Below are 22,415 nucleotides of genomic sequence, written 5' to 3'. Positions count from 1 at the left end.
ACGCCGGTCGGAGCGGTGACACTCAACCCCGAGCGGGAGCAGGAACAACAGCCGCAGAAAAAGGCGGCCTGAAAACACGGTCGACGCGACAACTATCTTGAAAAACGCCGGAGATAGGGGCCCTCCAGCGTGCCTTCGCGAGTGGCGAAGAAATATTGGCCGTTGACGGCACTGACGCGTGAGCTGCGGTAATGCGTGCCCGGTTGGGGGTCGACGGTGCGTTGGCCGAACATGGCGGGGACTCCATCTGCAGGTGCTGGATAATCTGAGTCTACTGTGGCCAATGCGACCTGCTTGGCAAAACGACAGATGGTAGATTTTGGCGGCTTGTTAGAGGCTTTTAGCGGATTTTATGGATTGTTGGCGCCGGTCGGCTGGCGTTTCTGGGTTGCCGATCAGTACAGTTTCGCTCGGCAACTGTGCTGAACTGTTGCTGTGTCGGTGTGGTGGCCTCTCCTAGAATGCTCTGCTGCGGTCGACATGCTCTGTTGGCTGCCTGCCAGAGGTTGCCATGCACATTTCTTCCGGCCGTTGGATGTACGGCCTGCTGCTGGCCCTGATCACTTCGGTGCTTTGGGGCATCCTGCCAATCAAACTCAAAGAAGTTCTCCAGGTCATGGACCCGGTAACGGTCACCTGGTACCGCCTGGCCGTGGCCGGCTCCCTGCTGTTTGCCTACCTCGCTGCGAGCCGTCGGTTGCCGCGTTTTCGTCCGCTCGGGCGCAAGGGCGGTTGGCTGCTGGCGCTGGCCATCGGCGGGCTGACGGCCAACTACGTATTGTATCTGGTGGGGCTCAACCTGCTCAGCCCCGGCACCACGCAACTGGTGATCCAGGTCGCGCCGATCCTGCTGCTGATCAGCAGCCTGTTCGTCTTTCGCGAGCGTTTCAGCCTAGGCCAGGCCATTGGCCTGATGGTGATGCTGCTGGGCTTCGGCCTATTCTTCAATCAGCGCCTGGGTGAGCTTCTGACCTCGCTGACCACCTATACCACCGGCGTGCTGACCGTGCTGGCCGCGGCCTTCGTCTGGACCTTCTACGGCCTGGCGCAGAAGCAACTGCTGACCCTGTGGAGTTCGGTGCAGGTGATGATGGTCATCTACCTGGCCTGCGCGCTGTTGCTGACGCCCTGGGCGCAGCCGCTACAAGCACTGCAACTGAGCCCGCTGCAAGGTTGGCTGCTGCTGGCTTGCTGCCTGAATACCCTGGTGGCCTATGGCGCCTTCGCCGAGGCTCTGGCGCATTGGGAGGCTTCGCGGGTCAGCGCGACCCTGGCGCTGACACCGCTGGTGACCTTCGTTTCCGTGGCGATGGCCTCGAGCTGGTGGCCGGACCACGTGTTGCCTGAGGAGGTCAACTGGATCGCCTACGCTGGCGCTGTGGTGGTGGTTCTTGGCTCGGCACTCACCGCGCTTGGTCCGTCGCTGCTGGCCGCTTGGCGGGCGCGCAGGCCAGGGCGTTAATCCAGCGGCAGCTCGGTGGTGCGTTTGACCTCGCTCATGGCGATATGCGAGTGCGCCTCGTGCACGTGCGGGCGCTGCAGCAGGTGGTCACGCAGGAAGCGCTCGTAATCGGCGATGTCCTTGGCCACCACCTTGAGCAGGTAGTCCGAGCCGCCGGCCATGCTGTAGCACTCCAGTACCTGCGGGTAGCCGACCACCGCTTGCTCGAACTCATCCAGATTGCCGCGGCCGTGGGCCGACAGCTTGATGTCGACGAACACCGTGATGCCGAAGCCCAGGCGCTTATGGTTGAGCAGGGCGACCTTGCGCTCGATCAATCCCTCTTCCTGCATGCGGTTGATGCGCCGCCAGCAGGGCGATTGCGATAGCTCGACTTTCTCGGCTACCTCGGCGGCCGAGAGGTCGGCATTGTGTTGCAGCAGGCGAAGAATCCGGCGGTCGATAGGGCTGAGCTTGTCCTGCATGATTGTTTCCAATTTATTGTGATTGTTGGAAGGATCATGCGGAGTATCGCCTTCGCTACTCGAAAATAGAAAGAAAAAAGCGGAACCCTCCAGTCATGATTTAGGCAAATCCGTCGCAGTGATCCTGCGGCAGGACTCAACGGTGCGTGTCTACCGTCGCGCTCCCTGTGCTCGCCATAACAATAAAAGGAGCGCTCCATGTCACTGGCCGAAATCCGCCTGGATGACAAATACCGCCTCGCTACTGGTCACCTCTACCTGACCGGCACTCAGGCGCTCACCCGCCTGCCCATGCTGCAGAAGCAGCGTGACGCCGCCTTCGGACTCAATACCGCCTGCTTCATCTCCGGCTATCGCGGCTCGCCCCTGGGCGGTCTGGACAAGAGCCTGTGGGATGCGCGCGAGTACCTGAAGGAAAACCACATCCACTTCCAGCCTGGCGTCAACGAAGAGCTGGGCGCGACCGCGGTGTGGGGCAGCCAGCAGGCCAACCTGTTTCCTGGCGCACGCTACGATGGCGTGTTCGCCATGTGGTACGGCAAGGGGCCGGGCGTAGACCGCAGTGGTGACGTGTTCAAGCACGGCAACTCGGCCGGCGTTTCCAAGCATGGCGGCGTGCTGGTGTTGGCCGGCGACGATCATGGCTGCAAGTCCTCGACCATCGCCCACCAGAGCGAGCATGCGTTTATCGCCGCGTCGATACCGGTGCTCAACCCTGCCAACGTCCAGGAAGTGCTGGACTACGGCATCATCGGCTGGGAGCTGTCTCGCTACAGCGGCTGCTGGGTGGCGCTGAAGACCATTGCCGAGAACGTCGATTCCTCGGCCGTTGTGGACGTCGATCCACTGCGTATCCAGACAAAGATCCCCGAGGATTTCCAACTGCCGGAAGACGGCGTGCACATCCGCTGGCCCGATCCGCCCCTGGCCCAGGAAAAACGCCTCAACGTCTACAAGATCTACGCCGCGCGCGCCTTTGCCCTGGCCAACAACCTCAACCAGGTCAAGCTCGATTCGCCTAACCCACGTCTGGGCATCATCACCACCGGCAAGTCCTATCTCGATGTGCGCCAGGCTCTGGATGACCTCGGCCTGGACGAAGCGCTGTGCGCCAAGGTCGGCTTGCGCGTGCTCAAGGTCGGCATGAGCTGGCCGCTGGAGCCGGTGTCGGTGCATGGCTTCGCCGAAGGCCTGGACGAAATCCTAGTGGTGGAAGAAAAGCGCAGCATCATCGAAGACCAGTTGACCGGCCAGCTCTACAACTGGCCCGTGGGCAAGCGCCCGCGCGTTGTCGGCGAGTTCGACGAGCAGGGCGTGTCCTTGCTGCCGAACCTGGCCGAGCTGACTCCGGCAATGATCGCTCGGGTGATCGCCAAGCGCCTCGCGCCGATCTACAGCAGCCCGACCATCGAGGAGCGCCTGGCCTTTCTCGATGCCAAGGAGAAGGCACTGGCTGCGCCCAAGCACAAGACTGCGCGCACCCCGCATTTCTGCTCCGGCTGCCCGCACAACAGCTCGACCAAGGTGCCCGAAGGCAGCCGCGCTCTCGGTGGTATCGGTTGCCACTACATGACCCAGTGGATGGATCGCAGCACCGACACCTTCACCCAGATGGGCGGCGAGGGCGCCACCTGGATCGGCCAGGCGCCATTCACCGATACGCCGCATGTGTTCCAGAACCTGGGTGATGGCACCTACTTCCACTCCGGACATCTGGCCCTGCGCGCGGCCGTGGCCGCCGGGGTCAATATCACCTACAAGATTCTCTACAACGACGCGGTAGCCATGACCGGTGGCCAGCCCATCGACGGCGAACTGCGCATCGACCAGCTCAGCCAACAGGTGCATGCCGAGGGCGTCAAACGCATTGCCCTGGTCAGTGACGAGCCGAACAAATACCCGACCCGCGCCACCTTCGCCCCTGGCGTCACTTTCCATCACCGGCGTGAGCTGGACGCCGTGCAGCGTGAGCTGCGTGAGGTCAAAGGCTGCTCGGTGATCCTCTACGACCAGACCTGCGCCACCGAGAAGCGTCGTCGGCGCAAGCGCGGCAAGATGGTCGATCCGGCCAAGCGTGCGTTCATCAACCCAGCGGTGTGTGAGGGCTGTGGTGATTGCAGCGTCAAGTCCAACTGCCTGTCGGTGCTGCCGCTGGAAACCGAGCTGGGACGCAAGCGCGAGATCGACCAGAACGCCTGCAACAAGGACTTCAGTTGCCTGGAGGGCTTCTGCCCGAGCTTCGTCACCGTCCACGGTGGCAGCCTGCGCAAGCCTGAGGCTGTTGGCCTGGGCGCGCTGTTCATCGCCTTGCCGGAGCCGAAACAGCCAGCCCTGAGTCGGCCCTGGAACATCCTCCTGCCAGGCGTTGGCGGCAGCGGCGTGACCACCGTCGGCGCGCTGCTGGGCATGGCTGCGCATACCGAAGGCAAGGGCTGCACCGTGCTCGACCAGGCTGGCCTGGCGCAGAAGTTCGGCCCGGTGATTACCCACATTCGCATCGCCGCGCGGCAGAGTGATATCTACGCCGTGCGTATCGCTGCCGGTGAAACCGACCTGCTGCTGGGCTGCGACCTGGTGGTGTCGTCCAGTGAAGAGGCGCTGGCCAAGCTCAACGACAAGATCGCCCATGCGGTGATCAACAGCCATGAAGCGGCCACCGCCGAATTCACCCGCAACCCGGATGCTCAGGTCCCCGGCGCCGCCATGCGCGAGGCGATCAGCGAGGCGGTGGGCGAGGGCAAGACCCGCTTCGTCGACGCCACCCGCCTGGCAACTCGCCTGCTCGGTGACAGCATCGCCACCAACCTGTTTATGCTCGGCTACGCATACCAAAAAGGATTGGTGCCGGTATCGGCCGAAGCGCTGAACAAGGCCATCGAACTCAATGGAGTGGCTATCGAACTCAATCAGCAGGCCTTCCTCTGGGGCCGTCGCGCGGCCCATGACCTGGCCGCGGTGGAGAAAGTCGCTGCACCCAAGGTCGTCGAAGCGCCGCATTGCAGCACGCTGGAGGAGATCGTCGCTGACCGTGTGCAGCGCCTGACCGCCTACCAGAATGCGGCCTATGCCGAGCGCTACCGTGAGCTGGTCGAGCGCGTGCGCAAGGCCGATACCGATGCGCAGCAGCGCCTGAGCAAGGCCGTAGCACGCTATTACTTCAAGCTCCTGGCCTACAAGGACGAGTACGAAGTGGCGCGGCTGTACAGCGATGCCACGTTCCGCAAGCAGCTCGAAGCGCAGTTCGAAGGCGACTACCAGTTGCAGTTCCACCTGGCGCTGAGCTGGTTGAGCAAGCCCGATGCGGTCACCGGCCAGCCACGCAAGCGCAGCTTCGGCCCCTGGATGCTCAAGGCGTTCGGCGTACTGGCGCGCTTCAAGTTCCTGCGTGGCAGCGTGCTCGATCCGTTCGGCCATAGTGCCGAGCGTCGCCTGGAGCGCGAGCTGATCGAGGAGTACGAGGCCAGCGTGGCCTACCTGCTGGGCGAGCTCAATGCCGGCAACTACCGCACGGCGGTGGCGCTGGCCGAGATTCCCGAGCAGGTCCGCGGTTACGGCCACGTCAAGGAAGCGGCGCTGGCCAAGGCGCGCGAACAGGCGAGCCAGCTCAAGGCACGCCTCAGCGTCAGCGAGATTGCTGCGGTGCAGCTTTTCGAACCGGCGGCCTGACCTTTCCCATCCCCTTTGCCACCCTCTCCCGTGCGGGAGAGGGGCGGCTTTTTACATCCGAGGTAACCCGATGTCCGTCTTCAATCACGTCGACTTCGATCAGCACGAGCAGGTGGTCTACGGCCACGATAAGGCCAGCGGCCTGAAAGGCATCATCGCCATTCACGACAGCACCCTCGGCCCGGCATTGGGCGGCTGCCGCATGTGGAACTACGCCAGTGACGAGCAAGCGCTGCGCGACGTACTGCGCCTGTCGCGCGGCATGACCTACAAATCGGCACTGGCGCGTTTGCCGCTCGGTGGCGGCAAGGCGGTGATCATCGGCGACCCGCATACCGGCAAGAGCGAGGCGCTGTTCCAGGCCATGGGCGATTTCGTCGACAGCCTGGGTGGGCGCTATATCACAGCGGCGGATTCAGGCACTGGCGTGGCCGAGATGCGCATCATGGCCGAGCGCACCCGTCATGTCGCAGGCGCCGGGCAGCGTGAAGCTTTCGGTGGCGGCAGCCGTGACGGCGATCCATCGCCCTCGACTGCCTACGGCGTGTTCATCGGCATCCAGTCGGCTGTGGCGCATCGCCTGGGGCGGCAGGATCTGTCCGGCGTGCGCGTGGCCATCCAGGGTGTCGGCCAGGTCGGCTTCGGCCTGGCCAAGCTGCTCAGGGAGGCCGGTGCGCAGTTGTGGGTGACGGATATCTTCGAAGCCAACGTGCAGCGCGCGGTGAGCCAGCTTGGCGCCACCGCGGTCGGTCAGCACGATATCTATGGGCTCGACGTGGACGTGTTCGCACCGTGCGCGCTGGGCGCGATCATCAACCTGCAAACGCTGGAAGCCCTGCGCGCGCCAATCATCGCCGGTGCTGCCAACAACCAACTGGCCGACGCCAGCCTCGCCGAGCTGCTGCGCCGCCGCGAATGCCTGTACGCGCCGGATTACGCGATCAATGCCGGCGGCATCATCGACGTCTGCTACGAGCGCACCGGTGGCAGCGCCGCGCAGCTCAAAGCGCATATCGAAGGCATCGGCCCGACCCTGACGGAAATCTTCCAGCGCGCCGAACGTGAAGGCGAGACCACCACCGCGATTGCTGATCACATGGCATTGGAGCGCTTGCGCGGCGGCCTGCAGCCGGTGCGCACTGCAACGGCTACCAGGGTCGTCTCCCAAGGTTGGCAGCGCTAGGAAGTGAGCGGTGGCGGCATGACAAATGCGCGCGCCGCCGCTAAGATGCGGCCCGGTCGTAGCCAATACGGCCGTGTCCCCTTAGTTCAACGGATAGAATAAGCCCCTCCTAAGGGCTAGATGCTGGTTCGATTCCAGCAGGGGACGCCAAGATTTTGTCTCTCATTGTCTCCAGTTGTCTACGGAGACCAGTAAAGCCGGCTATCTTAGCCGGCTTTGTTGTTTCTGGTTGTCTCCTTTTATCTATACACATATCCAGCTTTTAGGGGTATGTTTGGGGGTACGTTGGTTCGATATTTGAGCGTACCCCTATGGCTCGTACTGTCACCCCTCTGACCGACACCAAATGCGATGCCGCCAAGCCCCGTGACAAGGACTACAAATTGTTCGACGGACAGGGGCTTTTCCTGCTGGTGAAGGCATCTGGTGTGAAGACTTGGCGCTTCAAGTACCGGCGTCCGGACGGGCGCGAGGGGCTGGCGACCTTCGGCAACTACCCAGCTCTTGGACTGCGTGCTGCGCGTGATCGCCGGGCCGAGGCCCTGGAGCAACTGGCCTTCGGTCAAGACCCTATTGAGGTCGCCAGGCTTGCCAAGCTAGACGCGGCCAATGCCCGGGCCAATACGTTCATGGCCATGGCCCTGGAGTGGCACGCGGCATGCGCTCTCAAATGGTCGCCAGGGCATGCCGCCACGGTGTGGCGCAACCTCGAGTTACACGTGTTGCCGGCGCTTGGTGCGCGCCCGCTGGGTGAGTTGAAAACCCGGGATCTGATGCAGCCACTCAAGGCTGTGGAGAAGCGCGGCACTCTGGAGCTGGCCGGACGGCTACGCCAGTACATCACCGGCATCATGCGCATGGCTGTGCAGCACGGGCTGATCGACAGCAACCCGGCCAACGACCTGGTGGGCGCCACTGCCACTCGCAAGAGCACGCATCGGCCAGCGCTGCCACTGGATCGGCTATCCGAGCTGCTGCAACGCATCGAGGCCGACTCTGGCCGGGCGCTGACTCGGCATGCGGTATCGCTCACCCTATTGGTGTTCATCCGTTCCAGTGAGCTGCGCTTTGCCCGCTGGAGTGAGATCGATAGCGGCCGGGCGATGTGGGAGATACCCGGCCAGCGTGAAGCCATCGAGGGCGTCAAGTTCTCCCACCGTGGCGCCAAGATGGGCACCCCGCACTTGGTACCGCTGAGCCGCCAAACGCTGGAGCTACTGGAGCAAGTACGCCAGCTCACCGGCCGCTTCGATCTGGTGTTCCCTGGCGACCACTACCACCACAAACCCATGAGCGAGAACACCATCAACAAGGCTCTCCGGCGTATGGGCTATGACACTAAGGTGGATCTGTGCGGCCACGGCTTCCGTACCATGGCCTGTTCGGCCTTGGTGGAGTCCGGGCTATGGTCGAAGGATGCCGTTGAACGGCAGATGAGCCACCAAGAGCGCGACACGGTACGGGGTGCTTACATCCACAAAGCCGAGCATCTGCAGGAGCGTCGGCTTATGTGCCAGTGGTGGGCCGACTACCTTGATGCCAACCGGCAGCAGTACGTCACTCCCTATGATTTTGCTCACCGTTGGGAAGAGATCGGCAACGTTGTGTCGGTCATGGGGCGCCGTGCAAAGGCGCAAGGTTGATTGGCTGTTTTCGAGACTTCCTGAGCTTGCCCAGGCTCGGCTAAGACGCTCGTTTTTCCTATCCAAGGCTTCAGGGCTGCGAAGGCTGCCCACCAGGGCAAAATCGCCGGTTAAGAACAGGGCCTCGGTGCAGGGATTCGCAGGGAAAAGAAACCTCAAGCAGGCGGCCAGGAGCCCAGTAACGGTGATGCTTGGCGATCTGTGCAGGCAGTGCAGGGAAAGCGGTAGGTTTAGTGGGCAGGCGTGGAGGGGGGAAGATTGCGCGCGCCCGCAGCAGCTCCATCAGCAGCAAGGACGGCAGCCGGTAGGGTGGGAAAGGGGACGAGGTCAGGGCAAAAAGAAAGCCGCACAAGGCGGCTTTCTTAGATGGGTAAACGGTTAGGCGCTTGCTTGAGGCTGCCGGCCAAGCTGTACCGACAAGTCCTTGAGCTTGCGCTGCATGGCGATGGTGGATTCAAGCTCTTTTGGCAGCACCTCTACGGGTAGTTTTCCGATTGGCTTCAGTTCCTGAAACGTGCCGTCCTCCTGCGCTTCGAAGGTGCTGCGTGCTTCGTTGATCTGGCTTTCCACCAGTCGTCCCAGTCGCAACGTGCGCGCTTTCTCCGAGGCGTTAATGGCATCAATTTCGTTTGCATGAAGGCGCGCGGAGCTGTTCTGGAGTTGCCGTTTTGGATTGATCAGGCCCTTTTTCTCCAGATTAGAAACGAACACTTGTGCTTCTGGGGTCGCTAAGAGCGCGGCAGCGGATTCGGTCAGGCAATGGTCAAGGTAGCGTTCCGCGATCCCCTCACGGCAGGTATTGAAGGTGCGGCGTGCTTTGTCCGTTTCGATCTGACACAGCTCGAACTCGGGCTGTAGCTCTTTCGCCAGGTTGGTGTATTCCTCGGCCAGTTCGCGGCCATCCAGCTCCTGCCGCTTGAGATCTCGGATGGCTTTGGTCAGCTCGCCATCCTGCTCACGGAACTGCTGACGCCATTGCTCGCCAACCTTGGCTGACTCTTCGCTGGCTGCTGCTGCCGTCTTCCGGTGTTTCTCGATGCGCTGTGCCAGGCCGACCAGGCGTTCGCGAATGCCCAGGTATTCGGCTTTCAGTTCCTGGAGCCGCAGCAAGGATTTCTGGATCTCGCTGGGAAGTGAAGTGATTTGCTCGTTCATATTGGATCTCCATCTAGTGGGGTGTATGCGGCCGGTACCGGCCAAGTGGTTCTGCTCGAAGGCGACAGCGGTGCGGGCCGGTCATCGCGTAAAAGCAATCTACTGGCGTGGAACAAATGGATTGAGCTGTGTCAACAAAAACAACACATCCCCCCCTTGTTCCAATGTCTGAATTCGAAATTGGTGGGAACGCGGGATCGTGGGCACAACCGCTCTAAATCGGGCCTTACAGGCCGAAAGCTTGTTCCCACCGTTTTTTGAGCGGGAACAGACAGGGGGGGCAGCCTATTAATCAAGCAGAGTTGTGTTCCCTTGTTCCCACTCTCGTTTCTATAACGGGAACGCTGCAGGCCTTGCTGTTTCTGGGCTGTTCCCGCGTTCCCGCTGTTCCCGCTGAAAATGGTCAGCTGGGTAATGTTGGTAGGCCTCATCATCAAGGGCGCCCCTCGACATCGTTTTCCAGACGGTCGGGATCAATCACGTAAAAACGGGCGCTACCCTCACCTGGTAGGCGGTACTTTTTCGTCCGGCGGCTGCCGTTGGTTTCCTCGTCCATCTTGGCCAGCGCATCAGCAGCAGCCAGGGCGCGCACGATCCGTTCCTTGCCAAATCCGGATGCAGCAGAGAGGAGGCCGGGTGAGTTGAACAAGTAAAGGCGCTTGTCGTCGTTCACCTCGTAGTAACCGGCTCGATCGCGCACGGTGACGTTGGCATGTTCGGCGCGGACGTCAGAGAAGCGGCTGTCAGCGTGCAGGGCGATGAAGTCGGCGATACCTCGCAAGATCTGGCGATCTTCGGCGTTGCCGTCGCCCATCCTGGCCAGCCACTCGCCGAACAGTTGGCGGCATGCATCGGCTGCGGTACCGGCCGGCCAATGCAGCAGCTTGCGGGCAATGGCCTGTTCACCGGCTAAGGCCATGATGGCGAAGCGATCAGCCACCCGGCCGGCCTGCGAACTCTCTGTGCGGAAGGTCTCACGCAGTTCGCGGAAGCCCGCGAGCAAGTCGCTGTGCTCAGGGTGCCGCAGCAGGTGCTCGACGAACGCCGGGCCGAGGTGGCCATAGTGCTGGGCAACCGCGTCACTCAGCACGCGGTGGAATTCCTGGCCGGTCATGCCGTGCACGTGGTCGAAGGCCCGGAACGTGCGAGTGCCGGCGTTCACATCCACCAGGCGCAGCTCTGCGCCGGCGTGTGCGCCATTGCCGCTCATGGCGGCGTGTTCCGACAGCGACCGCTCGCCACTGGAGAGGGCCAGAACGCGCCAGGTGAGTTTGGCGCGTCCTTCCCGTTCGCGGGTCATGGTGCTCTTGCCCATGCCGTTGGCGATGGCGTAGGCCATTTCTTGCACGCGCTTGGGGTCGGCCCGCTTGATTTCGTCGAGAATCAGCACCGTGTCATTGCGTGATGCTGCCTCGATTTCTACGCCGCCCTTGGACACATCCCAGGACGCGGCGAACGTGCCCGGGTTGCCCCAGACCGACGCGGCGATCAGTTGCGCCAGAGACTTGCCGCTCGAGGAGTCTCCCACCAGGTGTACGCCGCCACCATTCACGCCGACCTTGGCCAGCAAGGGGCCGGCTAGGGCACAGCACACCGACAGGATCAGCACCGGGTTGCCCGCGCAGTAAGTGGCTACTGCGCTTTGCCAGGAGGCCAGCGTGCCCTTGCTGGTGAACAGGTTCACCGCCCGCCCGGAGTCCTGAAAGCGCACGTCACCGTTGCCGATGACGCGAGAGGGCAGGACGAATACCCCGGACTCATGCCAGCCCGGTTTCGTCGTGGTGGCAATCACTCGTTCGGGTTCGTGATGGCTGGAAAGGTACGGCGCCAGATGTCGGCGCTGGTGGTACTCGATGTTCAGCCCCTGGCGCATCAGGGCACGCATTACCTCGTCACCCTTGCCGGCCAGCAGCTCCATCGGCATGACCCACTCGATCCGGCGTCCGCGGTATAGGAAGCGCAGTAGCCGGCCGATGCTGCCGTCCTCGCTGTTCACCGTCTCCGCTTCCACATGCAGCGGCGAACAGATCCAGTGATCGACAGGCACCGGCTTTTCATCCGGGCCGCTGTTCTTCACCGCGTGGTACCAGGTTCCGGCACGGTAGAGCCTGCCCTCGACCGTCGTGTCTTCGTCGTAGACGGCGAAACGTGGGCGCTCCAGCTTGTCCGGCGCGGGCGCTGTCGGCTCGCCAACCAAGCTCAGGTCGGCCTTCTTGCCCTTGGTGCTGCTCATGCGGAAATCTCCCTGTGCTGAATGCGCCACAGGTGCAAGTCGTTGAAGTCAGAAAGCTCGGCCGGCGCATCGTCCGGCCATTCGGGAAACACCACCCGCGCCTCGGCCGCATTGGCGGCGCGGTTCGCGGCAGTTCGCCCTGGGTTGCCCTGGGTCTGGCGGTCGTCGTCGCCAGCGATGACCAGGTCCAGGGCGGCGCCGTAGCGCTCGCGCATAGCGATGGCCACCGCCTTGAGGTTGCCGGCGCTCAGTGCGCAGACCACCGGGTCGCCGGTGTGAGCATGCAGCGTGGCACCCGTTGCCCAGCCCTCGCAGACGTAGAGCCGGCCACCCTCGGTGATCCTGCCCAGAGGCGAATAGCAGCCCTGTACGCGCCCCCCGGTCAGATAGCGTTTGTCGCCGCTGGGGTGAATGATCTGCAGGTTGACCAAGTGCCCATCCGAGCACAGCGGCACCAATAGGCGACCCTGGCTCAACAGGCGCAGCGTGTACGGTTTTACCTGCTTGGCCTGCAGGTAGCGGTGCAGGTGATCGGCTGGTTTGGCCATCCCCCAGAGCATGGCGGCTTGCTGAGCCGCCTGGCGCTGGCGGAGTTGCAGTTGCTCAAGCGCTTCCTTGGAGCGGCGTTCGGCCTCCTGGCGCGCCTGCTCAGCGGCCAGGGCGCGTTGCGCATCGCGCTGCGGGTCAGGCTCCTGGCGTTCAAACAACCCCAAACCAAGGCGTTGGTCGATCTCCTGAGCCGCCTCGAGCTGGCGACAGCCGCGCAGATAGGCTAGTAGCGACACCAGGTCGCCGCCGTGCGCCTCATTGTCTGCGAAGTCGTTCCAACGCCCGTTATCCAGCGAGACGCCGAAGGACCCGGCCTGGCGGTCCCCGCGGGCGATGTTGCGAGCCACCCACTCCCGACCGTTGCGCGAGCCTTCCGGCAGCCACTCAGGCAGCAGACGTTCGGCAGCGTGCAGGGCGTGCACGGCGGTCTGGCGGATCAGATCGGCGATGCTTGGCTCAGTCATCGTCCTGGCCCTCCTGCTCCGACTCGGGGGAGGCTACAGGGCTCGTAGCCGGTGCCTTATGGTGGGCGCGAAGGCGCTGCTGCAGGCGCAGCATGAAGGCATCGCGAAAGGGCTCGCGCGCGCTGCCAGGTGTGCGGTCAAGCCTTTCGTGCATCAGCTCCAGCAGGTTCTGCTCGTTGGGGTTTCCCAACCAGGTGTTGAGCACGTCAGCCGCGCCGTCGACGGCAGCTTGGTACACCACCGAATGCGTGGTGACAGCGGCAGGCTGGCCATCGGCTGCCGGCAAGATGGCGTAAAGATGGGCGTCATGCATGTTTGCAGCCCTCCCGTTTGGCCGCTGCTCCTGCTGCCTTGAACAGGTCGTGGACATCGTCCAGCAGCAAGGCGGCAGCCTCGGCCACATTGCTCAAATCCTGGGCGCCGGCATGCTCGAGCTTCATGCAGGAGAGGCTATGCATGAGGCCGCGAACGGCACTCAAGCGTTGTTCGGCACATTCCTGCAGGTCGAGGTAGCTGCGATCCGCCGCTATCAGCAGTACCGGATTGTTTTTGGTGGGGTTGCTGGTCAACGGGAAAAAATCAGTCATTGCCAGCACCTCCCTTGGCATCAGCCGGCAGGCAGACCTGCAGCAGATAGATGGGCATGTAGTTGATATGCACCTGGCCGGTGTTCTTAGCCTGGGCGATCTGCTCGCGCAGGCATTCGGCGGCAGCCGGGTCAGTGTTCAACTGATCCAGTGCATCGAGTGCGTCACTCAAGGTTTGCCGGGGAACGGGGTTGGCCGCAGTGCTGTTCATCACTGCGCTGACCAACTGCGCCAGAGTTTGAGGGAGGTCAGCCATGGCGCACCTCCTTCTGATCCTGGGGCTGGTGCTGTTGCGCCAAGGTTTCAATCGCCCTGGCGAAGAACAGGCGTTCGCCATCGTCGAGTTGGCGATAGTGCTGCAGAAGGGTTTGCTCTTCCTGGCGCAGGGAATCGTGCGCGTGTTGTTGCTTACGCATGGTTCACCTCCTTTGCTTTCAGGGCAGTGGCGATTTCTTCGCAGGCATCAGCCCAGGCGTCCCCCTCCAAGTTCTCCAGCCAGTCGCATGCGTTGGCTTGAGCCTCAAGGGCGCGCTGGATGGCGCGGTGGTGGTTGTAGCGATTGAGTCGAACGGTAAGGGAGGATTTGCTACGCAGTGCGGCAAGGGCCATTGCCCGGTGAGCGGCGGCGCGGATTTTGGACGGATTGAGGGCGTGCGAGTGCATCATGGGTGTAGCTCCTTGATTTGAGGAGCCATCACCGCTCGCGGCCAAGCGAGTAATGGTGACGGCTGTACGCGGGTTGGCCGACCGGGAATCAAGGCACCCGGCACACCCGAAGGTGTCCCACGCACAGCCGCCATAACACGAAACTGCGGGCACAAAAAAAGCGCCTGCAATTGGATGGTGGGCGCTTGTGCGCCTTGATTTGCTCGACCGGCCAAGGTCGGTCACGGGATTGACCGTGACGCGGCGACTATAGGCCGGCAGGCGTGAGCCTGACAAGGCCTGCCGAGGAAAGTTTTTCCCGCTGCGTACAACCACTGCTCCGGCAAAGTGGCTGAAATGCCCGCCGCTGGTGGTATGCTTTGTCCTGTTGGATGGTGTTTCTCTCTGGGCCCTGGTCGCGTTGCCGCGCTGACCGGGGCTTTGTCTTTTCTGCAGCATGCAAAACTCCTATCCGCCCGGCGCAAGGCCAGGCAGCGTGTGTTCAAGGTGAGTGGGTGGGTTAGGTCAGAAGTCGGCCAGCACTTGCACCTGGATATCTGCAGGTGCTGGCCGACTGCTGAATTTCTGGCTAGGCCCGTTGACCCGGTCGGTCATGGTTTGTGTGCCCGGGGCGGCACCATAGAGCGCCCGGTGCTTCAGGCTCTGGATCTGTTTCAGCTCGTCGCCGATACGGATGAACAGCAGGGCTTCTTCCTGGCTGATCTGCATCTCGCGGCCGTCGATTTTCAGTTTGATGGTCATGGCGTTTTCCTCTTTGTGAGTGGTGCCTTCCCCCAGCACCTCATACGAGTTACGCCTCGAGCTGGTTGGTCTCCTCGTAGGTCATCTGCACCACGGTACGGTTGTCGATGGCGCCGGTAACGGGCGCTCCAGGCATAGCGATAGCCCGCTTGATCATGTCCTCGAATGCCTCGCTGTTCTGCTTGAGCGTCTCGCTCAGTGGCTCGATGTCCTCCAGGGTATGCCCGAGAGTTGGGAAGATCGTCAGGTGCAATTTGCTCATGGTCTTACTCCGTGTCGTATAAGGCGGAACGCTGGCGTGCCGCTTGTTGGCGAAAGATCTGCTCGACGTGCTTGCCCACGGCCCGGCCGATGGCTTGTTCGTCCATGCCCGGGGCAGGGTTCACAGTGATGGATATCTGTGGTGCGAATGGGGCCGGGGTGGCCTTCTGTGCTGCCCGCGCCGTGATCGGTGGGCGTGTGTCCATTTGGGCAGTCTCGGTGGCCATCACTGGTGCTGCGATCCCTGTGCCGATGGTCAGTGCGCCCGCTGCTGTCAGGTGTTTGGTGGTGGCCTGCATCTGCGCCAGTACACCGCGCTGGCCATCCGACAAGCCATTGCGGAGGCCTTCCATGGTGTAGCCGCCCAGCTCGGTAAATACACGGCTTGGGGAGTGGATGCCGAGCTTGTCTTTGAACCAGCCGATGCTGCTATCGGCGGCGCCTACAACGGTGTTCTTCAGGGCTCCAGCGGCGTTTTTGATGCCGTTGATCAGCCCCTGCATGATCATGCTGCCGAACTCGGTGAATTTGGCGGGCAGGTCGATGCCGAAGTAGCTCAGCGCCGGTGCGAATGCCTGGTAGAACAGCCCCATGGGTGACCAGTTGAGAATCAACTGGCCAATTCCCGTCAATCCGCCAGCTACTGCTGTTTTGAACTCGGCAAACACCCCGGAGACGAAGCTGTAAATCTGGCTGAATGCCGCGGTGAAGAAGCCGACTATCTGCGTCGTGCCATTGACGAAAACGGTCTTAATCCACTCCCATAGCGCGGCAAATTTTGGCCCCAGGGTGTCCCAGTTGCGCCAGATCAAGTAGGCCGCGCCAGCGACTACTGCGACAACTGCCGCAATGGCCAGCACTACTGGGTTGGTTGCCAGGCCCCAAAGGGCAATGCTTACCGAACGAACGGCTCCACCGATCAACGCCGATGCCTTGATGAACGCTGCGCTGCCTCCCACCACTGCTGCCAGAGCGCTACCTGCGCCAAATAGCGCTGTGGTGAGGCCTACCAGGCTCGCCACCAGCGGAACCAGCTTGATGGCGGCCAGGAGGTAGACCAGATTCTTCCAGCCACCGACAGCCTCGGCTACGCCACTGGTGAGCGATGCGAGGGCGTTGCCGGCCTGCCACAGGGCATCACCAAACTTCAGCATGCCCCTGCCTACCTTCTCGGCCCAAGTGGCGAGCTGGCCGTTTGCGGCCATGCGGTCGATCTGATTTAGCACACTGCCTAGCCGTTCTTTCATGCGGTCGAAAAGGCCGGCAGCCATAACCATGTTGGTGAATCTGGCCCACTGATCGCTAAGGTTCGAGACCATGCCGTTCCAGGTCTTCGACTGAGCCTCCATGGCGCCTTTGTACTTGTCGTTCCAGATGGCCTGCAGGGTGCTCTGGATCAGCTTCCGGTTACTGCCGTCCACCTGCTTGGTGAGGGTTTCACCGGCCGAGTTGGTGTACTCGTACTCGATGAGGTTAGTGCCCTTGATCTTGCTGCCCCTGATGCCGAGTTCTTTGAGGCGTTCGTTCTCCCCGGTCACGGCATCGGCAATGGCTTCCACCACCTGGATGATTGGCTTGCCCATAGCCGCTGCCGTGTCACCCATGGTCATCAGCGAGCCGTTCATGGGATCTATGCCGTAAGCGGAAAGGCGGGTGAACGATTCCAGCACCTCTTCCAGTTCGTACGGCGTGCGTGCGGCGAAGTCGGAGACCCAAGCCATCGCCTTGGCTGCTTTTTCCTCGCTGCCGGTCACGGTCTTCAGGATGGTCTGGTAGGTCTCAAATTGCGCCGCCCGGTCGAGGAACTGGGTCTTGAACAGGTAGCCACCAGCGGCGCCGGCGACGGCACCTTGGGTGAGTAGCGTTCGCCCCCTGTCCAGGGCATTGGCGCCGGCGCTCTTCACGTTGCCGACGGCGCCCCTGAGGGCGGCGATACGTGCTTGCTGATCGCCGAGGGCCTTGAGCCGATCCTTCTGTGCTACCAGGGATTTGTTGGTGGCATCCAGCTTGTCCTTCAGCGAGCGTTCGTGTTCGGTGAGTTTGCTGGTATCGATGCCCAGATCGCGAAGCGCCTTCCCGTGTGGCGCCAGGCTGCGACGCTGATCCTGCAACTTCTGCGTCAGGTCTCGCACCGCTTCATTGGCCTTGGTGAACTCCTGCTTGAATTTGCCGGATTGTTCACCGCCACGCCGCATTTGCTCCTTGAGGTCGCGTACACGCTGCTGGGCCGCGTTGAGCTTATCGGCCGTGCCGGTCATGTCGGCCGACACCTTTCGGAAGCTGTTCATCTTCCGCTGGGTATCTTCCAGGCCGCGAATCTCGTCGCGAGTGGAGCGCAACTTTTTGACCAAGCCACTGGAGGCGTCCCCGATGCGCTTCAACGGGGCACTGGCCTTGTCCAGGGCCTGCAGTTGCACTTCGAGTTTGAGGTCACGCGCCATTGTCGGCTCCAGCTCGTTTTCGGGCGCGCTCGCGCCAGTTCATCAGTTCAGGCAAGGGCATCGAATCCATCTCCGATGGCCCCCAATGAAACACCACGGCGATATCCGCCATGACGTCTTCTACGTATCGAGGGATTCCGTGAGGATCTCCGTCGGCGCCAAAAAACTTGCTACCTCCATCCCCAGCTTCACCAGGTCGCTGGGTGGCAGGCTCGACACTTCCTGATCTACCAGGGTAGGGATCGTGATTCGCGGCAGGAGCTTGCGCAGGCTATCCACTTCTAGGCGCAGCAGATCGGCAAGGGCGAGGCCGCGCAGCTCACCGGACTTGGGGTGGCGGACTTCGATCTGGCTGATGGATTGCTCGCCACGGATGATCGGCGTACTCAGGGTGACGATGCTCTGTTTGGTGCTCATGGGCATTCCTATTTCGTTTGGGGGTTAGCGGTTACGGGTTGCCAGGCGTTCGGCGATCCAGGTGTCTACTTCAGCTTCCAGCCAGGCCACGCTGTTCAAACCAATCTGCACCGGTGCGGGGAAGGTGCCCTCGCGGATAGCCGCGTAGATTGCAGCGCGACTTTTTCCGGTTTTGAGCTCCACCTCGCGGCGGCGCAGCAGGCGGTTGCCTACGGGGATGCTCTGCAACGGGTGAAAAGGGGGCAGGGCTGGCCGGCTCATGCGTGTTGCTCCCGGTTCTGTATCCGGCTCTGGATCCAGGCCAATATTTCGCTGCGGACGAACGCCACCGGGGCATTGCGTGCGCTGCTATCAGTGAGCTTGACCGGTTGCGGAAAGGTCGGGTCGCGCTTGATCAGCTTGTAAACGGTCGGGCGCGCCAGGCCGGTTAGTTGCAGTAGTTCGTGCATACGCACCAGAGCTACAGGCTCTTTTGAGAGAGACGTGGCCCGTGTCATGACCCAGCACCCTCCGTGCCGCAATCCTGGCCTTCCAGGCGCGGAGCCTCTGGCTCAAGAGGCATGTTCAAGGCGAGGCGTACGATGTTCCGTAGAGCACTTTGCGCATAGGGCAGTGCGACATCTGGATTCGGCTGGCTCGATGGACTTAAACGGTGAGTAATTTCCTCGAGACCAATAAACGAAGCGCCACAGACCGGGTTCTTGCAATAGAGGTAGGTCGTTGCCAGTAGCAGATGCTTCTTCTTGGCGTCTCGTTTGATAATCCGCGCCCCGCAGTCTGGGCAGCGTTGCATGAATACATTTGGGTCTTTGGCAGTCATGTGGTCCGTGCCTCGTACAGTAGACGACTTAAGCCTGCCCAAGCCCTCCAAAGAACGAAACGAAGTGCTGTCGGAGCGCGCCCCGTTCCGACACCAAGTCGCTTCACTTACCCGGAGCATTGGCAGAGCTGTCATCACTGCTGCCCCTGCAGGTGGCGTTGCAGCCAGGCACGCACATCCTCCTGGCGATAGCGCACCAGACGGCCGACTTTCACATAGGGGAGGGTGTACCGGCCGCTGCTGCGCCAGGCCGAGAGGGTGCGAACGGATACGCCCAGCTCCTGGGCGGCCCGGGCGGGCGTCCAGAGGTCGGGGCTAAGTGCTGTGGTGCTGCTTTGAGAGGGCATCTCTGTCTCCGGTGGCGCGTTTTGCGACTACGGAGACGATGCGGTGAAAGGCGAAGCGCGAACAGGGCGTAACAATGATACGCCGGTGTTTGGAACGTTACGGTCAGTCGTACCAGGGCATCTTGCGCTCGATCATCGGGGTGCGAATAGGTTTCTCATCTACAACAAGCGAAGGGCTTTTGCTGTACATCTCTCTAAGTTGTGGTTCTATCCACTCCTTTATCGTTCGTCTTGCTCTCTCTCCCTCTGCCGCCCAGCTTTTAGGATCTTCATTCTTTAACAGCTCTTGTTGTATTTCGCTGATGAGCCTAGCTTTCCATCCGCGTCCGCGAAATCTATCTCTGTTGTCCATCGCATATTTGCGTGCTTGGTATCTTGCGGCTATTGCGCCGCCTTTCCCTGCTCTGCTGTCAGAGGCTGCTTGGCGCTTTCTTGTTGTTTCATCTTCTTGGGCGTAAGTGCTCATTAAAAGAAGGTTGTAGCAAAGATTGTTTAGGTCCTCTTCACACTGTTTGCCTTCCCAGTGCGTTAGCCTAAAAGCCGCCTCTGTAGCGTTTGCAAGGGCGAGTGCTACCGGCTCCATTTTGGAGCGTTCGCTATACTCAATCTTGATGGTTTCGCCGCCTACACTTATCTCTCGCGGGGCTCTTTGGTCAGAGTTACTAATGTTGTCCAGATATAACGTGATCTCGCCATGCCTAGGGCGTAGTTCAAAGTATGTTTTGCATGCCTGAATGAGTATTTTGAAAACGGTAAATGCAGGGCTATTCGTAAGCAGCCAGCGGCGGTCTTTATTGGATCTTGTTTTGGCGCCTGATCTACAAATGAAAGTTTCCATTTCCCATTTTTGACGCTCTCTAAAAGCCTCAACTTCGCTTGCTCTCCAGATAAGCAAGCCTGATTCAAGGGTTCTTACTTTCCATAGTTCATTCATACGCATATAGGCCACCAGGGGAGGGTGTGCATCGCAGGCCTGTCACGTGACCTGGCGAAGGAGGCTGCTCGGCGCACTGAGGTGCTGGTATGTGTCGCCCAAGGTACAAAGAGAGACAGTCATAGACAACCAGAAACAACCTGACGCTAGTCTGGTGGATTGAAGGACTGGCCTGGCGCCGAGAACAGGGGGTGATTTCAGGTTTAGGGGTACGTTTGGGGGTACGAAGGTAATATCGAAACACTCAAGGCCAGTTATTACATAGCCTTGAGTGGTTATGTTCGATTCCAGCAGGGGCCATCTTCACCTGTAGTGCTCTCTCACGTTGCTGCACCTTTCCCTTCGGCTGTTGACGGTCGACCTGTACGCAATGCGGTACGTTCTGGTTGCCAGCTCGCAGTGATCGTGCCGCGACCGGACGCGTTTCTCGCGTCTGACCTGCCTCTTCCAAACACTTCGCTTCAGGTTCTTTGCAAGCCTGCGTGGCCTCTGGGTCGCGGCTTTGCGCTTCGCGTGTGCATTGCGTTCGTCTCTGGAATACCGCGCTAGGACGCTGTTGAATTCTTCGAGCTGACGTTCCAGCAGGTTCATCAGGCGCTCGGCGGCGTTCTCGACAAGATTCCTGTCACCGATACGCATTGGGCAATCGGGCGGTAGGTTGAAACCTCCGACGAAGCCCTGTCGGATCGACTGCCCCATGCGTTTCAGGCAGGGTACGCGGTGCTCCAGGTGAGCGGCCAACAGGCTGAGGTAGATGGGTTGCCAGATCAATAGAGTCCAGCAACGGGTGGACCAGTAGTGTCGCCCGGCTTCGGGGTGGGCTTGCTGCCAATAGTCGTGCAGCGTGGCGATGCGCTCCTGATTGCCTTGGCCGCCACACAGCAACTGGTCGCTGCGTAGTGGCGCCACGTTGCCGTTCAGGCCTGGCAGGCAGAGTGAGACGGACTTGAGCAGGGCGTCGAGGTCGGTAGCAGGATGCATGGCGATTGAACCCGGAAGCTTCGCGAATAGAGCGCGTCGGCAGAAGCGACCGGGGCAATCTAGCAATCAAACGCTAATAATACAAATTATCATTTGCATGTATGGGTATTTCAGTCACAAAAAAGGCCCACGCGAGGTGGGCCTTGCTATTAACGCGCCGGGTCTCAGCTGTCCTTACGCTCTTGTGCCATGCACGCCGCCGCCGTGAACAGCACGTCCGTGGAGGAGTTCAGTGCGGTTTCCGCCGAGTCCTGAACGATGCCGATGATGAAGCCGATGGCGACGATCTGCATGGCCACTTCGTTCGGGATGCCGAACAGGCTGCAGGCCAGCGGAATCAACAGCAGCGAGCCACCTGCCACACCGGAGGCGCCGCAGGCGCTGATCGCGGCCAGTACACTGAGCAGCAGGGCGGTCGGCAGATCGACGGGGATGCCCAGGGTATGCACTGCAGCCAGGGTGAGTACGGTGATGGTGATCGCCGCACCGGCCATGTTGATGGTGGCGCCGAGCGGTATGGAGACGGAGTAGGTTTCTTCGTGCAGGTTCAGGTCCTTGCACAATTGCAGGTTGACCGGGATGTTGGCGGCCGAACTGCGGGTGAAGAAAGCGGTGATCGCACTGCCACGCAGGCAGGTCAGCACCAGCGGGTAGGGATTGCGACGAATCTTCCAGTACACCAATGCCGGGTTGATCAGCAGGGCCACCAGCAACATGCAGCCGACCAGAACTACCAGCAGGTGCAGGTAGCCGAGCAGTGCGTCGAAACCGGATTCGGCCAGGGTCGCGGCAACCAGGCCGAAGATGCCCAGCGGTGCCAGGCGGATCACCAGCTTGACGATGGCAGTCACACCGTTGGACAGTTCGCCCAGCAGTTGTTTGCTACCGGCGCTGGCATGGCGGAAGGCGAAACCGAGGCCGATAGCCCAGGCCAGGATACCGATGAAATTGCCGCGCAGCAGCGCGTTGACCGGGTTGTCTACCACGTTCATCAACAGCGTCTTGAGGACTTCGCCGATGCCGCCAGGGGGCGTCAGCTCGGCGGCCTGGCTACTCAGTACCAGCGAGGAAGGGAAGAGGAAGCAGGCCACTACCGCGACCAACGCTGCGCTGAAGGTGCCGAGCAGGTACATCAGCAGGATCGGGCGGATGTGGGTTTGCTGGCCGTGTTGGTGGTTGGCGATGGATGACATCACCAGAATGAACACCAGTACCGGAGCGACGGCCTTTAGCGCAGAGATGAATACGTTGCCGATGAACGCGACGGACAGTGCCGCCTGTGGAGCGATTACGGCCAGGGCGATACCTGCCAGCAGGCCGATGATGATCTGTGTCACCAGGCTGGTGCGGTTGAGTAGCTGCAGGGCAGGGTGAAGGGCTTGGGACATCGCGAGTTCTCTG

Annotated in this window: 25 protein-coding genes, 1 tRNA gene and 1 pseudogene; 5 read left to right on the top strand and 22 right to left on the bottom strand. The window is 61.4% G+C overall.

The features are described from left to right. Window positions 1–101: 101 nt before the first annotated feature. Window positions 102–233 (bottom strand): annotated as a pseudogene (locus tag ACNFCJ_RS11510) (DUF6316 family protein); the annotation flags it as partial. A gap of 278 nt (window positions 234–511) precedes the next feature. On the opposite strand from ACNFCJ_RS11510, the gene ACNFCJ_RS11505 reads away from it, so the two are divergent. Further along, a complete protein-coding gene (locus ACNFCJ_RS11505; protein WP_416771422.1) occupies window positions 512–1,462 on the top strand; it encodes a DMT family transporter in 951 nt (316 codons plus the stop codon). On the opposite strand, the gene ACNFCJ_RS11500 is transcribed toward ACNFCJ_RS11505, so the two are convergent. Next, the gene (locus ACNFCJ_RS11500; protein ID WP_013714912.1) at window positions 1,459–1,926 is read right to left on the bottom strand and encodes an Lrp/AsnC family transcriptional regulator; all 468 of its coding nucleotides are present in this window, start codon (window positions 1,924–1,926) and stop codon (window positions 1,459–1,461) included. The genes ACNFCJ_RS11505 and ACNFCJ_RS11500 overlap by 4 nt on opposite strands. A gap of 198 nt (window positions 1,927–2,124) precedes the next feature. On the opposite strand from ACNFCJ_RS11500, the gene ACNFCJ_RS11495 reads away from it, so the two are divergent. From ACNFCJ_RS11495 to ACNFCJ_RS11480, 4 genes are all read left to right on the top strand, one after another. Then, window positions 2,125–5,592: an indolepyruvate ferredoxin oxidoreductase family protein gene (locus tag ACNFCJ_RS11495; RefSeq protein ID WP_416771420.1), complete on the top strand. Its 3,468-nt coding sequence runs from the start codon at window positions 2,125–2,127 to the stop codon at window positions 5,590–5,592. Between the two features lie 70 nt (window positions 5,593–5,662). After that, window positions 5,663–6,775, top strand: coding sequence for a Leu/Phe/Val dehydrogenase (locus tag ACNFCJ_RS11490; protein ID WP_416771419.1), 1,113 nt, complete (start codon window positions 5,663–5,665; stop codon window positions 6,773–6,775). A 75-nt stretch (window positions 6,776–6,850) separates the two neighbouring features. Then, window positions 6,851–6,925 (top strand) — tRNA-Arg (locus tag ACNFCJ_RS11485). A 161-nt stretch (window positions 6,926–7,086) separates the two neighbouring features. Next, window positions 7,087–8,418 (top strand): tyrosine-type recombinase/integrase, encoded by a 1,332-nt coding sequence (locus ACNFCJ_RS11480; protein WP_416771418.1) that lies wholly within the window; start codon window positions 7,087–7,089, stop codon window positions 8,416–8,418. Window positions 8,419–8,796: 378 nt separating this feature from the next. On the opposite strand, the gene ACNFCJ_RS11475 is transcribed toward ACNFCJ_RS11480, so the two are convergent. The 20 genes from ACNFCJ_RS11475 to sstT all read right to left on the bottom strand — a co-directional run bounded on the left by ACNFCJ_RS11475 (window position 8,797) and on the right by sstT (window position 22,402). Next, window positions 8,797–9,573: a hypothetical protein gene (locus ACNFCJ_RS11475; protein WP_416771417.1), complete on the bottom strand. Its 777-nt coding sequence runs from the start codon at window positions 9,571–9,573 to the stop codon at window positions 8,797–8,799. Between the two features lie 433 nt (window positions 9,574–10,006). Further along, on the bottom strand, window positions 10,007–11,806 hold the full coding sequence (locus tag ACNFCJ_RS11470; RefSeq protein WP_280065886.1) for a DUF927 domain-containing protein: 1,800 nt from the start codon (window positions 11,804–11,806) through the stop codon (window positions 10,007–10,009). Then, a complete protein-coding gene (locus ACNFCJ_RS11465; RefSeq protein WP_280065885.1) occupies window positions 11,803–12,819 on the bottom strand; it encodes a toprim domain-containing protein in 1,017 nt (338 codons plus the stop codon). Before ACNFCJ_RS11465 ends, ACNFCJ_RS11470 begins: the two co-directional genes overlap by 4 nt. Continuing rightward, a complete protein-coding gene (locus ACNFCJ_RS11460) occupies window positions 12,812–13,132 on the bottom strand; it encodes a hypothetical protein (protein WP_280065884.1) in 321 nt (106 codons plus the stop codon). The genes ACNFCJ_RS11465 and ACNFCJ_RS11460 overlap by 8 nt, the downstream gene beginning before the upstream one ends. Then, the gene (locus ACNFCJ_RS11455; protein ID WP_416771415.1) at window positions 13,125–13,406 is read right to left on the bottom strand and encodes a hypothetical protein; all 282 of its coding nucleotides are present in this window, start codon (window positions 13,404–13,406) and stop codon (window positions 13,125–13,127) included. The genes ACNFCJ_RS11460 and ACNFCJ_RS11455 overlap by 8 nt, the downstream gene beginning before the upstream one ends. Beyond that, complete coding sequence (locus ACNFCJ_RS11450; protein ID WP_280065882.1) at window positions 13,399–13,662, bottom strand: hypothetical protein; 264 nt, start codon at window positions 13,660–13,662, stop codon at window positions 13,399–13,401. Before ACNFCJ_RS11450 ends, ACNFCJ_RS11455 begins: the two co-directional genes overlap by 8 nt. Further along, window positions 13,655–13,822: a hypothetical protein gene (locus tag ACNFCJ_RS11445; protein ID WP_280065881.1), complete on the bottom strand. Its 168-nt coding sequence runs from the start codon at window positions 13,820–13,822 to the stop codon at window positions 13,655–13,657. The genes ACNFCJ_RS11450 and ACNFCJ_RS11445 overlap by 8 nt, the downstream gene beginning before the upstream one ends. After that, window positions 13,815–14,072, bottom strand: a complete 258-nt coding sequence (locus ACNFCJ_RS11440) for a hypothetical protein (RefSeq protein ID WP_256579443.1) — start codon at window positions 14,070–14,072, stop codon at window positions 13,815–13,817. Before ACNFCJ_RS11440 ends, ACNFCJ_RS11445 begins: the two co-directional genes overlap by 8 nt. Window positions 14,073–14,576: 504 nt before the next feature. Then, a complete protein-coding gene (locus ACNFCJ_RS11435; RefSeq protein ID WP_106734247.1) occupies window positions 14,577–14,813 on the bottom strand; it encodes a hypothetical protein in 237 nt (78 codons plus the stop codon). A 49-nt stretch (window positions 14,814–14,862) separates the two neighbouring features. Beyond that, window positions 14,863–15,075 (bottom strand): hypothetical protein, encoded by a 213-nt coding sequence (locus ACNFCJ_RS11430; RefSeq protein WP_106734248.1) that lies wholly within the window; start codon window positions 15,073–15,075, stop codon window positions 14,863–14,865. A gap of 4 nt (window positions 15,076–15,079) precedes the next feature. Then, complete coding sequence (locus ACNFCJ_RS11425; protein WP_416771413.1) at window positions 15,080–17,515, bottom strand: tape measure protein; 2,436 nt, start codon at window positions 17,513–17,515, stop codon at window positions 15,080–15,082. Then, complete coding sequence (locus tag ACNFCJ_RS11420; RefSeq protein ID WP_280065875.1) at window positions 17,505–17,627, bottom strand: GpE family phage tail protein; 123 nt, start codon at window positions 17,625–17,627, stop codon at window positions 17,505–17,507. The genes ACNFCJ_RS11425 and ACNFCJ_RS11420 overlap by 11 nt, the downstream gene beginning before the upstream one ends. An 8-nt stretch (window positions 17,628–17,635) precedes the next feature. Then, a complete protein-coding gene (locus tag ACNFCJ_RS11415; RefSeq protein WP_416771412.1) occupies window positions 17,636–17,932 on the bottom strand; it encodes a phage tail assembly protein in 297 nt (98 codons plus the stop codon). Window positions 17,933–17,956: 24 nt separating this feature from the next. Beyond that, window positions 17,957–18,193 carry a helix-turn-helix transcriptional regulator gene (locus tag ACNFCJ_RS11410; protein ID WP_416771411.1) on the bottom strand — a complete coding sequence of 79 codons (237 nt, stop codon included), beginning with the start codon at window positions 18,191–18,193 and terminating at the stop codon, window positions 17,957–17,959. Continuing rightward, the gene (locus ACNFCJ_RS11405) at window positions 18,190–18,381 is read right to left on the bottom strand and encodes a helix-turn-helix transcriptional regulator (protein WP_256579444.1); all 192 of its coding nucleotides are present in this window, start codon (window positions 18,379–18,381) and stop codon (window positions 18,190–18,192) included. Before ACNFCJ_RS11405 ends, ACNFCJ_RS11410 begins: the two co-directional genes overlap by 4 nt. 44 nt (window positions 18,382–18,425) lie before the next feature. Beyond that, on the bottom strand, window positions 18,426–18,752 hold the full coding sequence (locus tag ACNFCJ_RS11400; RefSeq protein ID WP_416771410.1) for an ogr/Delta-like zinc finger family protein: 327 nt from the start codon (window positions 18,750–18,752) through the stop codon (window positions 18,426–18,428). A 134-nt stretch (window positions 18,753–18,886) separates the two neighbouring features. After that, the gene (locus tag ACNFCJ_RS11395) at window positions 18,887–19,099 is read right to left on the bottom strand and encodes a helix-turn-helix domain-containing protein (protein ID WP_416771408.1); all 213 of its coding nucleotides are present in this window, start codon (window positions 19,097–19,099) and stop codon (window positions 18,887–18,889) included. Between the two features lie 103 nt (window positions 19,100–19,202). Then, a complete protein-coding gene (locus tag ACNFCJ_RS11390; RefSeq protein WP_416771406.1) occupies window positions 19,203–20,039 on the bottom strand; it encodes a hypothetical protein in 837 nt (278 codons plus the stop codon). 297 nt (window positions 20,040–20,336) lie between these two features. Then, window positions 20,337–21,014 (bottom strand): hypothetical protein, encoded by a 678-nt coding sequence (locus tag ACNFCJ_RS11385; protein WP_416771405.1) that lies wholly within the window; start codon window positions 21,012–21,014, stop codon window positions 20,337–20,339. A gap of 164 nt (window positions 21,015–21,178) precedes the next feature. After that, window positions 21,179–22,402 (bottom strand): serine/threonine transporter SstT, encoded by a 1,224-nt coding sequence (gene sstT, locus ACNFCJ_RS11380; RefSeq protein WP_143507696.1) that lies wholly within the window; start codon window positions 22,400–22,402, stop codon window positions 21,179–21,181. Window positions 22,403–22,415 lie beyond the last annotated feature (13 nt).

This window comes from Pseudomonas sp. NY15364 (genome assembly GCF_048068235.1).
In the GTDB taxonomy this organism is placed as follows: domain Bacteria; phylum Pseudomonadota; class Gammaproteobacteria; order Pseudomonadales; family Pseudomonadaceae; genus Aquipseudomonas; species Aquipseudomonas mendocina_D.
This window is presented reverse-complemented; position numbering and strand designations above follow the sequence as displayed.

Bases quoted from the DNA above. Each gene is read 5' to 3' on its own strand.
- ACNFCJ_RS11505 (WP_416771422.1), top strand. From the start codon at position 512: ATGCACATTTCTTCCGGCCGTTGGATGTACGGCCTGCTGCTGGCCCTG.
- ACNFCJ_RS11500 (WP_013714912.1), bottom strand. From the start codon at position 1,926: ATGCAGGACAAGCTCAGCCCTATCGACCGCCGGATTCTTCGCCTGCTG.
- ACNFCJ_RS11495 (WP_416771420.1), top strand. From the start codon at position 2,125: ATGTCACTGGCCGAAATCCGCCTGGATGACAAATACCGCCTCGCTACT.
- ACNFCJ_RS11490 (WP_416771419.1), top strand. From the start codon at position 5,663: ATGTCCGTCTTCAATCACGTCGACTTCGATCAGCACGAGCAGGTGGTC.
- ACNFCJ_RS11480 (WP_416771418.1), top strand. From the start codon at position 7,087: ATGGCTCGTACTGTCACCCCTCTGACCGACACCAAATGCGATGCCGCC.
- ACNFCJ_RS11475 (WP_416771417.1), bottom strand. From the start codon at position 9,573: ATGAACGAGCAAATCACTTCACTTCCCAGCGAGATCCAGAAATCCTTG.
- ACNFCJ_RS11470 (WP_280065886.1), bottom strand. From the start codon at position 11,806: ATGAGCAGCACCAAGGGCAAGAAGGCCGACCTGAGCTTGGTTGGCGAG.
- ACNFCJ_RS11465 (WP_280065885.1), bottom strand. From the start codon at position 12,819: ATGACTGAGCCAAGCATCGCCGATCTGATCCGCCAGACCGCCGTGCAC.
- ACNFCJ_RS11460 (WP_280065884.1), bottom strand. From the start codon at position 13,132: ATGCATGACGCCCATCTTTACGCCATCTTGCCGGCAGCCGATGGCCAG.
- ACNFCJ_RS11455 (WP_416771415.1), bottom strand. From the start codon at position 13,406: ATGACTGATTTTTTCCCGTTGACCAGCAACCCCACCAAAAACAATCCG.
- ACNFCJ_RS11450 (WP_280065882.1), bottom strand. From the start codon at position 13,662: ATGGCTGACCTCCCTCAAACTCTGGCGCAGTTGGTCAGCGCAGTGATG.
- ACNFCJ_RS11445 (WP_280065881.1), bottom strand. From the start codon at position 13,822: ATGCGTAAGCAACAACACGCGCACGATTCCCTGCGCCAGGAAGAGCAA.
- ACNFCJ_RS11440 (WP_256579443.1), bottom strand. From the start codon at position 14,072: ATGATGCACTCGCACGCCCTCAATCCGTCCAAAATCCGCGCCGCCGCT.
- ACNFCJ_RS11435 (WP_106734247.1), bottom strand. From the start codon at position 14,813: ATGACCATCAAACTGAAAATCGACGGCCGCGAGATGCAGATCAGCCAG.
- ACNFCJ_RS11430 (WP_106734248.1), bottom strand. From the start codon at position 15,075: ATGAGCAAATTGCACCTGACGATCTTCCCAACTCTCGGGCATACCCTG.
- ACNFCJ_RS11425 (WP_416771413.1), bottom strand. From the start codon at position 17,515: ATGGCGCGTGACCTCAAACTCGAAGTGCAACTGCAGGCCCTGGACAAG.
- ACNFCJ_RS11420 (WP_280065875.1), bottom strand. From the start codon at position 17,627: ATGGCGGATATCGCCGTGGTGTTTCATTGGGGGCCATCGGAGATGGAT.
- ACNFCJ_RS11415 (WP_416771412.1), bottom strand. From the start codon at position 17,932: ATGAGCACCAAACAGAGCATCGTCACCCTGAGTACGCCGATCATCCGT.
- ACNFCJ_RS11410 (WP_416771411.1), bottom strand. From the start codon at position 18,193: ATGAGCCGGCCAGCCCTGCCCCCTTTTCACCCGTTGCAGAGCATCCCC.
- ACNFCJ_RS11405 (WP_256579444.1), bottom strand. From the start codon at position 18,381: ATGCACGAACTACTGCAACTAACCGGCCTGGCGCGCCCGACCGTTTAC.
- ACNFCJ_RS11400 (WP_416771410.1), bottom strand. From the start codon at position 18,752: ATGACTGCCAAAGACCCAAATGTATTCATGCAACGCTGCCCAGACTGC.
- ACNFCJ_RS11395 (WP_416771408.1), bottom strand. From the start codon at position 19,099: ATGCCCTCTCAAAGCAGCACCACAGCACTTAGCCCCGACCTCTGGACG.
- ACNFCJ_RS11390 (WP_416771406.1), bottom strand. From the start codon at position 20,039: ATGCGTATGAATGAACTATGGAAAGTAAGAACCCTTGAATCAGGCTTG.
- ACNFCJ_RS11385 (WP_416771405.1), bottom strand. From the start codon at position 21,014: ATGCATCCTGCTACCGACCTCGACGCCCTGCTCAAGTCCGTCTCACTC.
- sstT (WP_143507696.1), bottom strand. From the start codon at position 22,402: ATGTCCCAAGCCCTTCACCCTGCCCTGCAGCTACTCAACCGCACCAGC.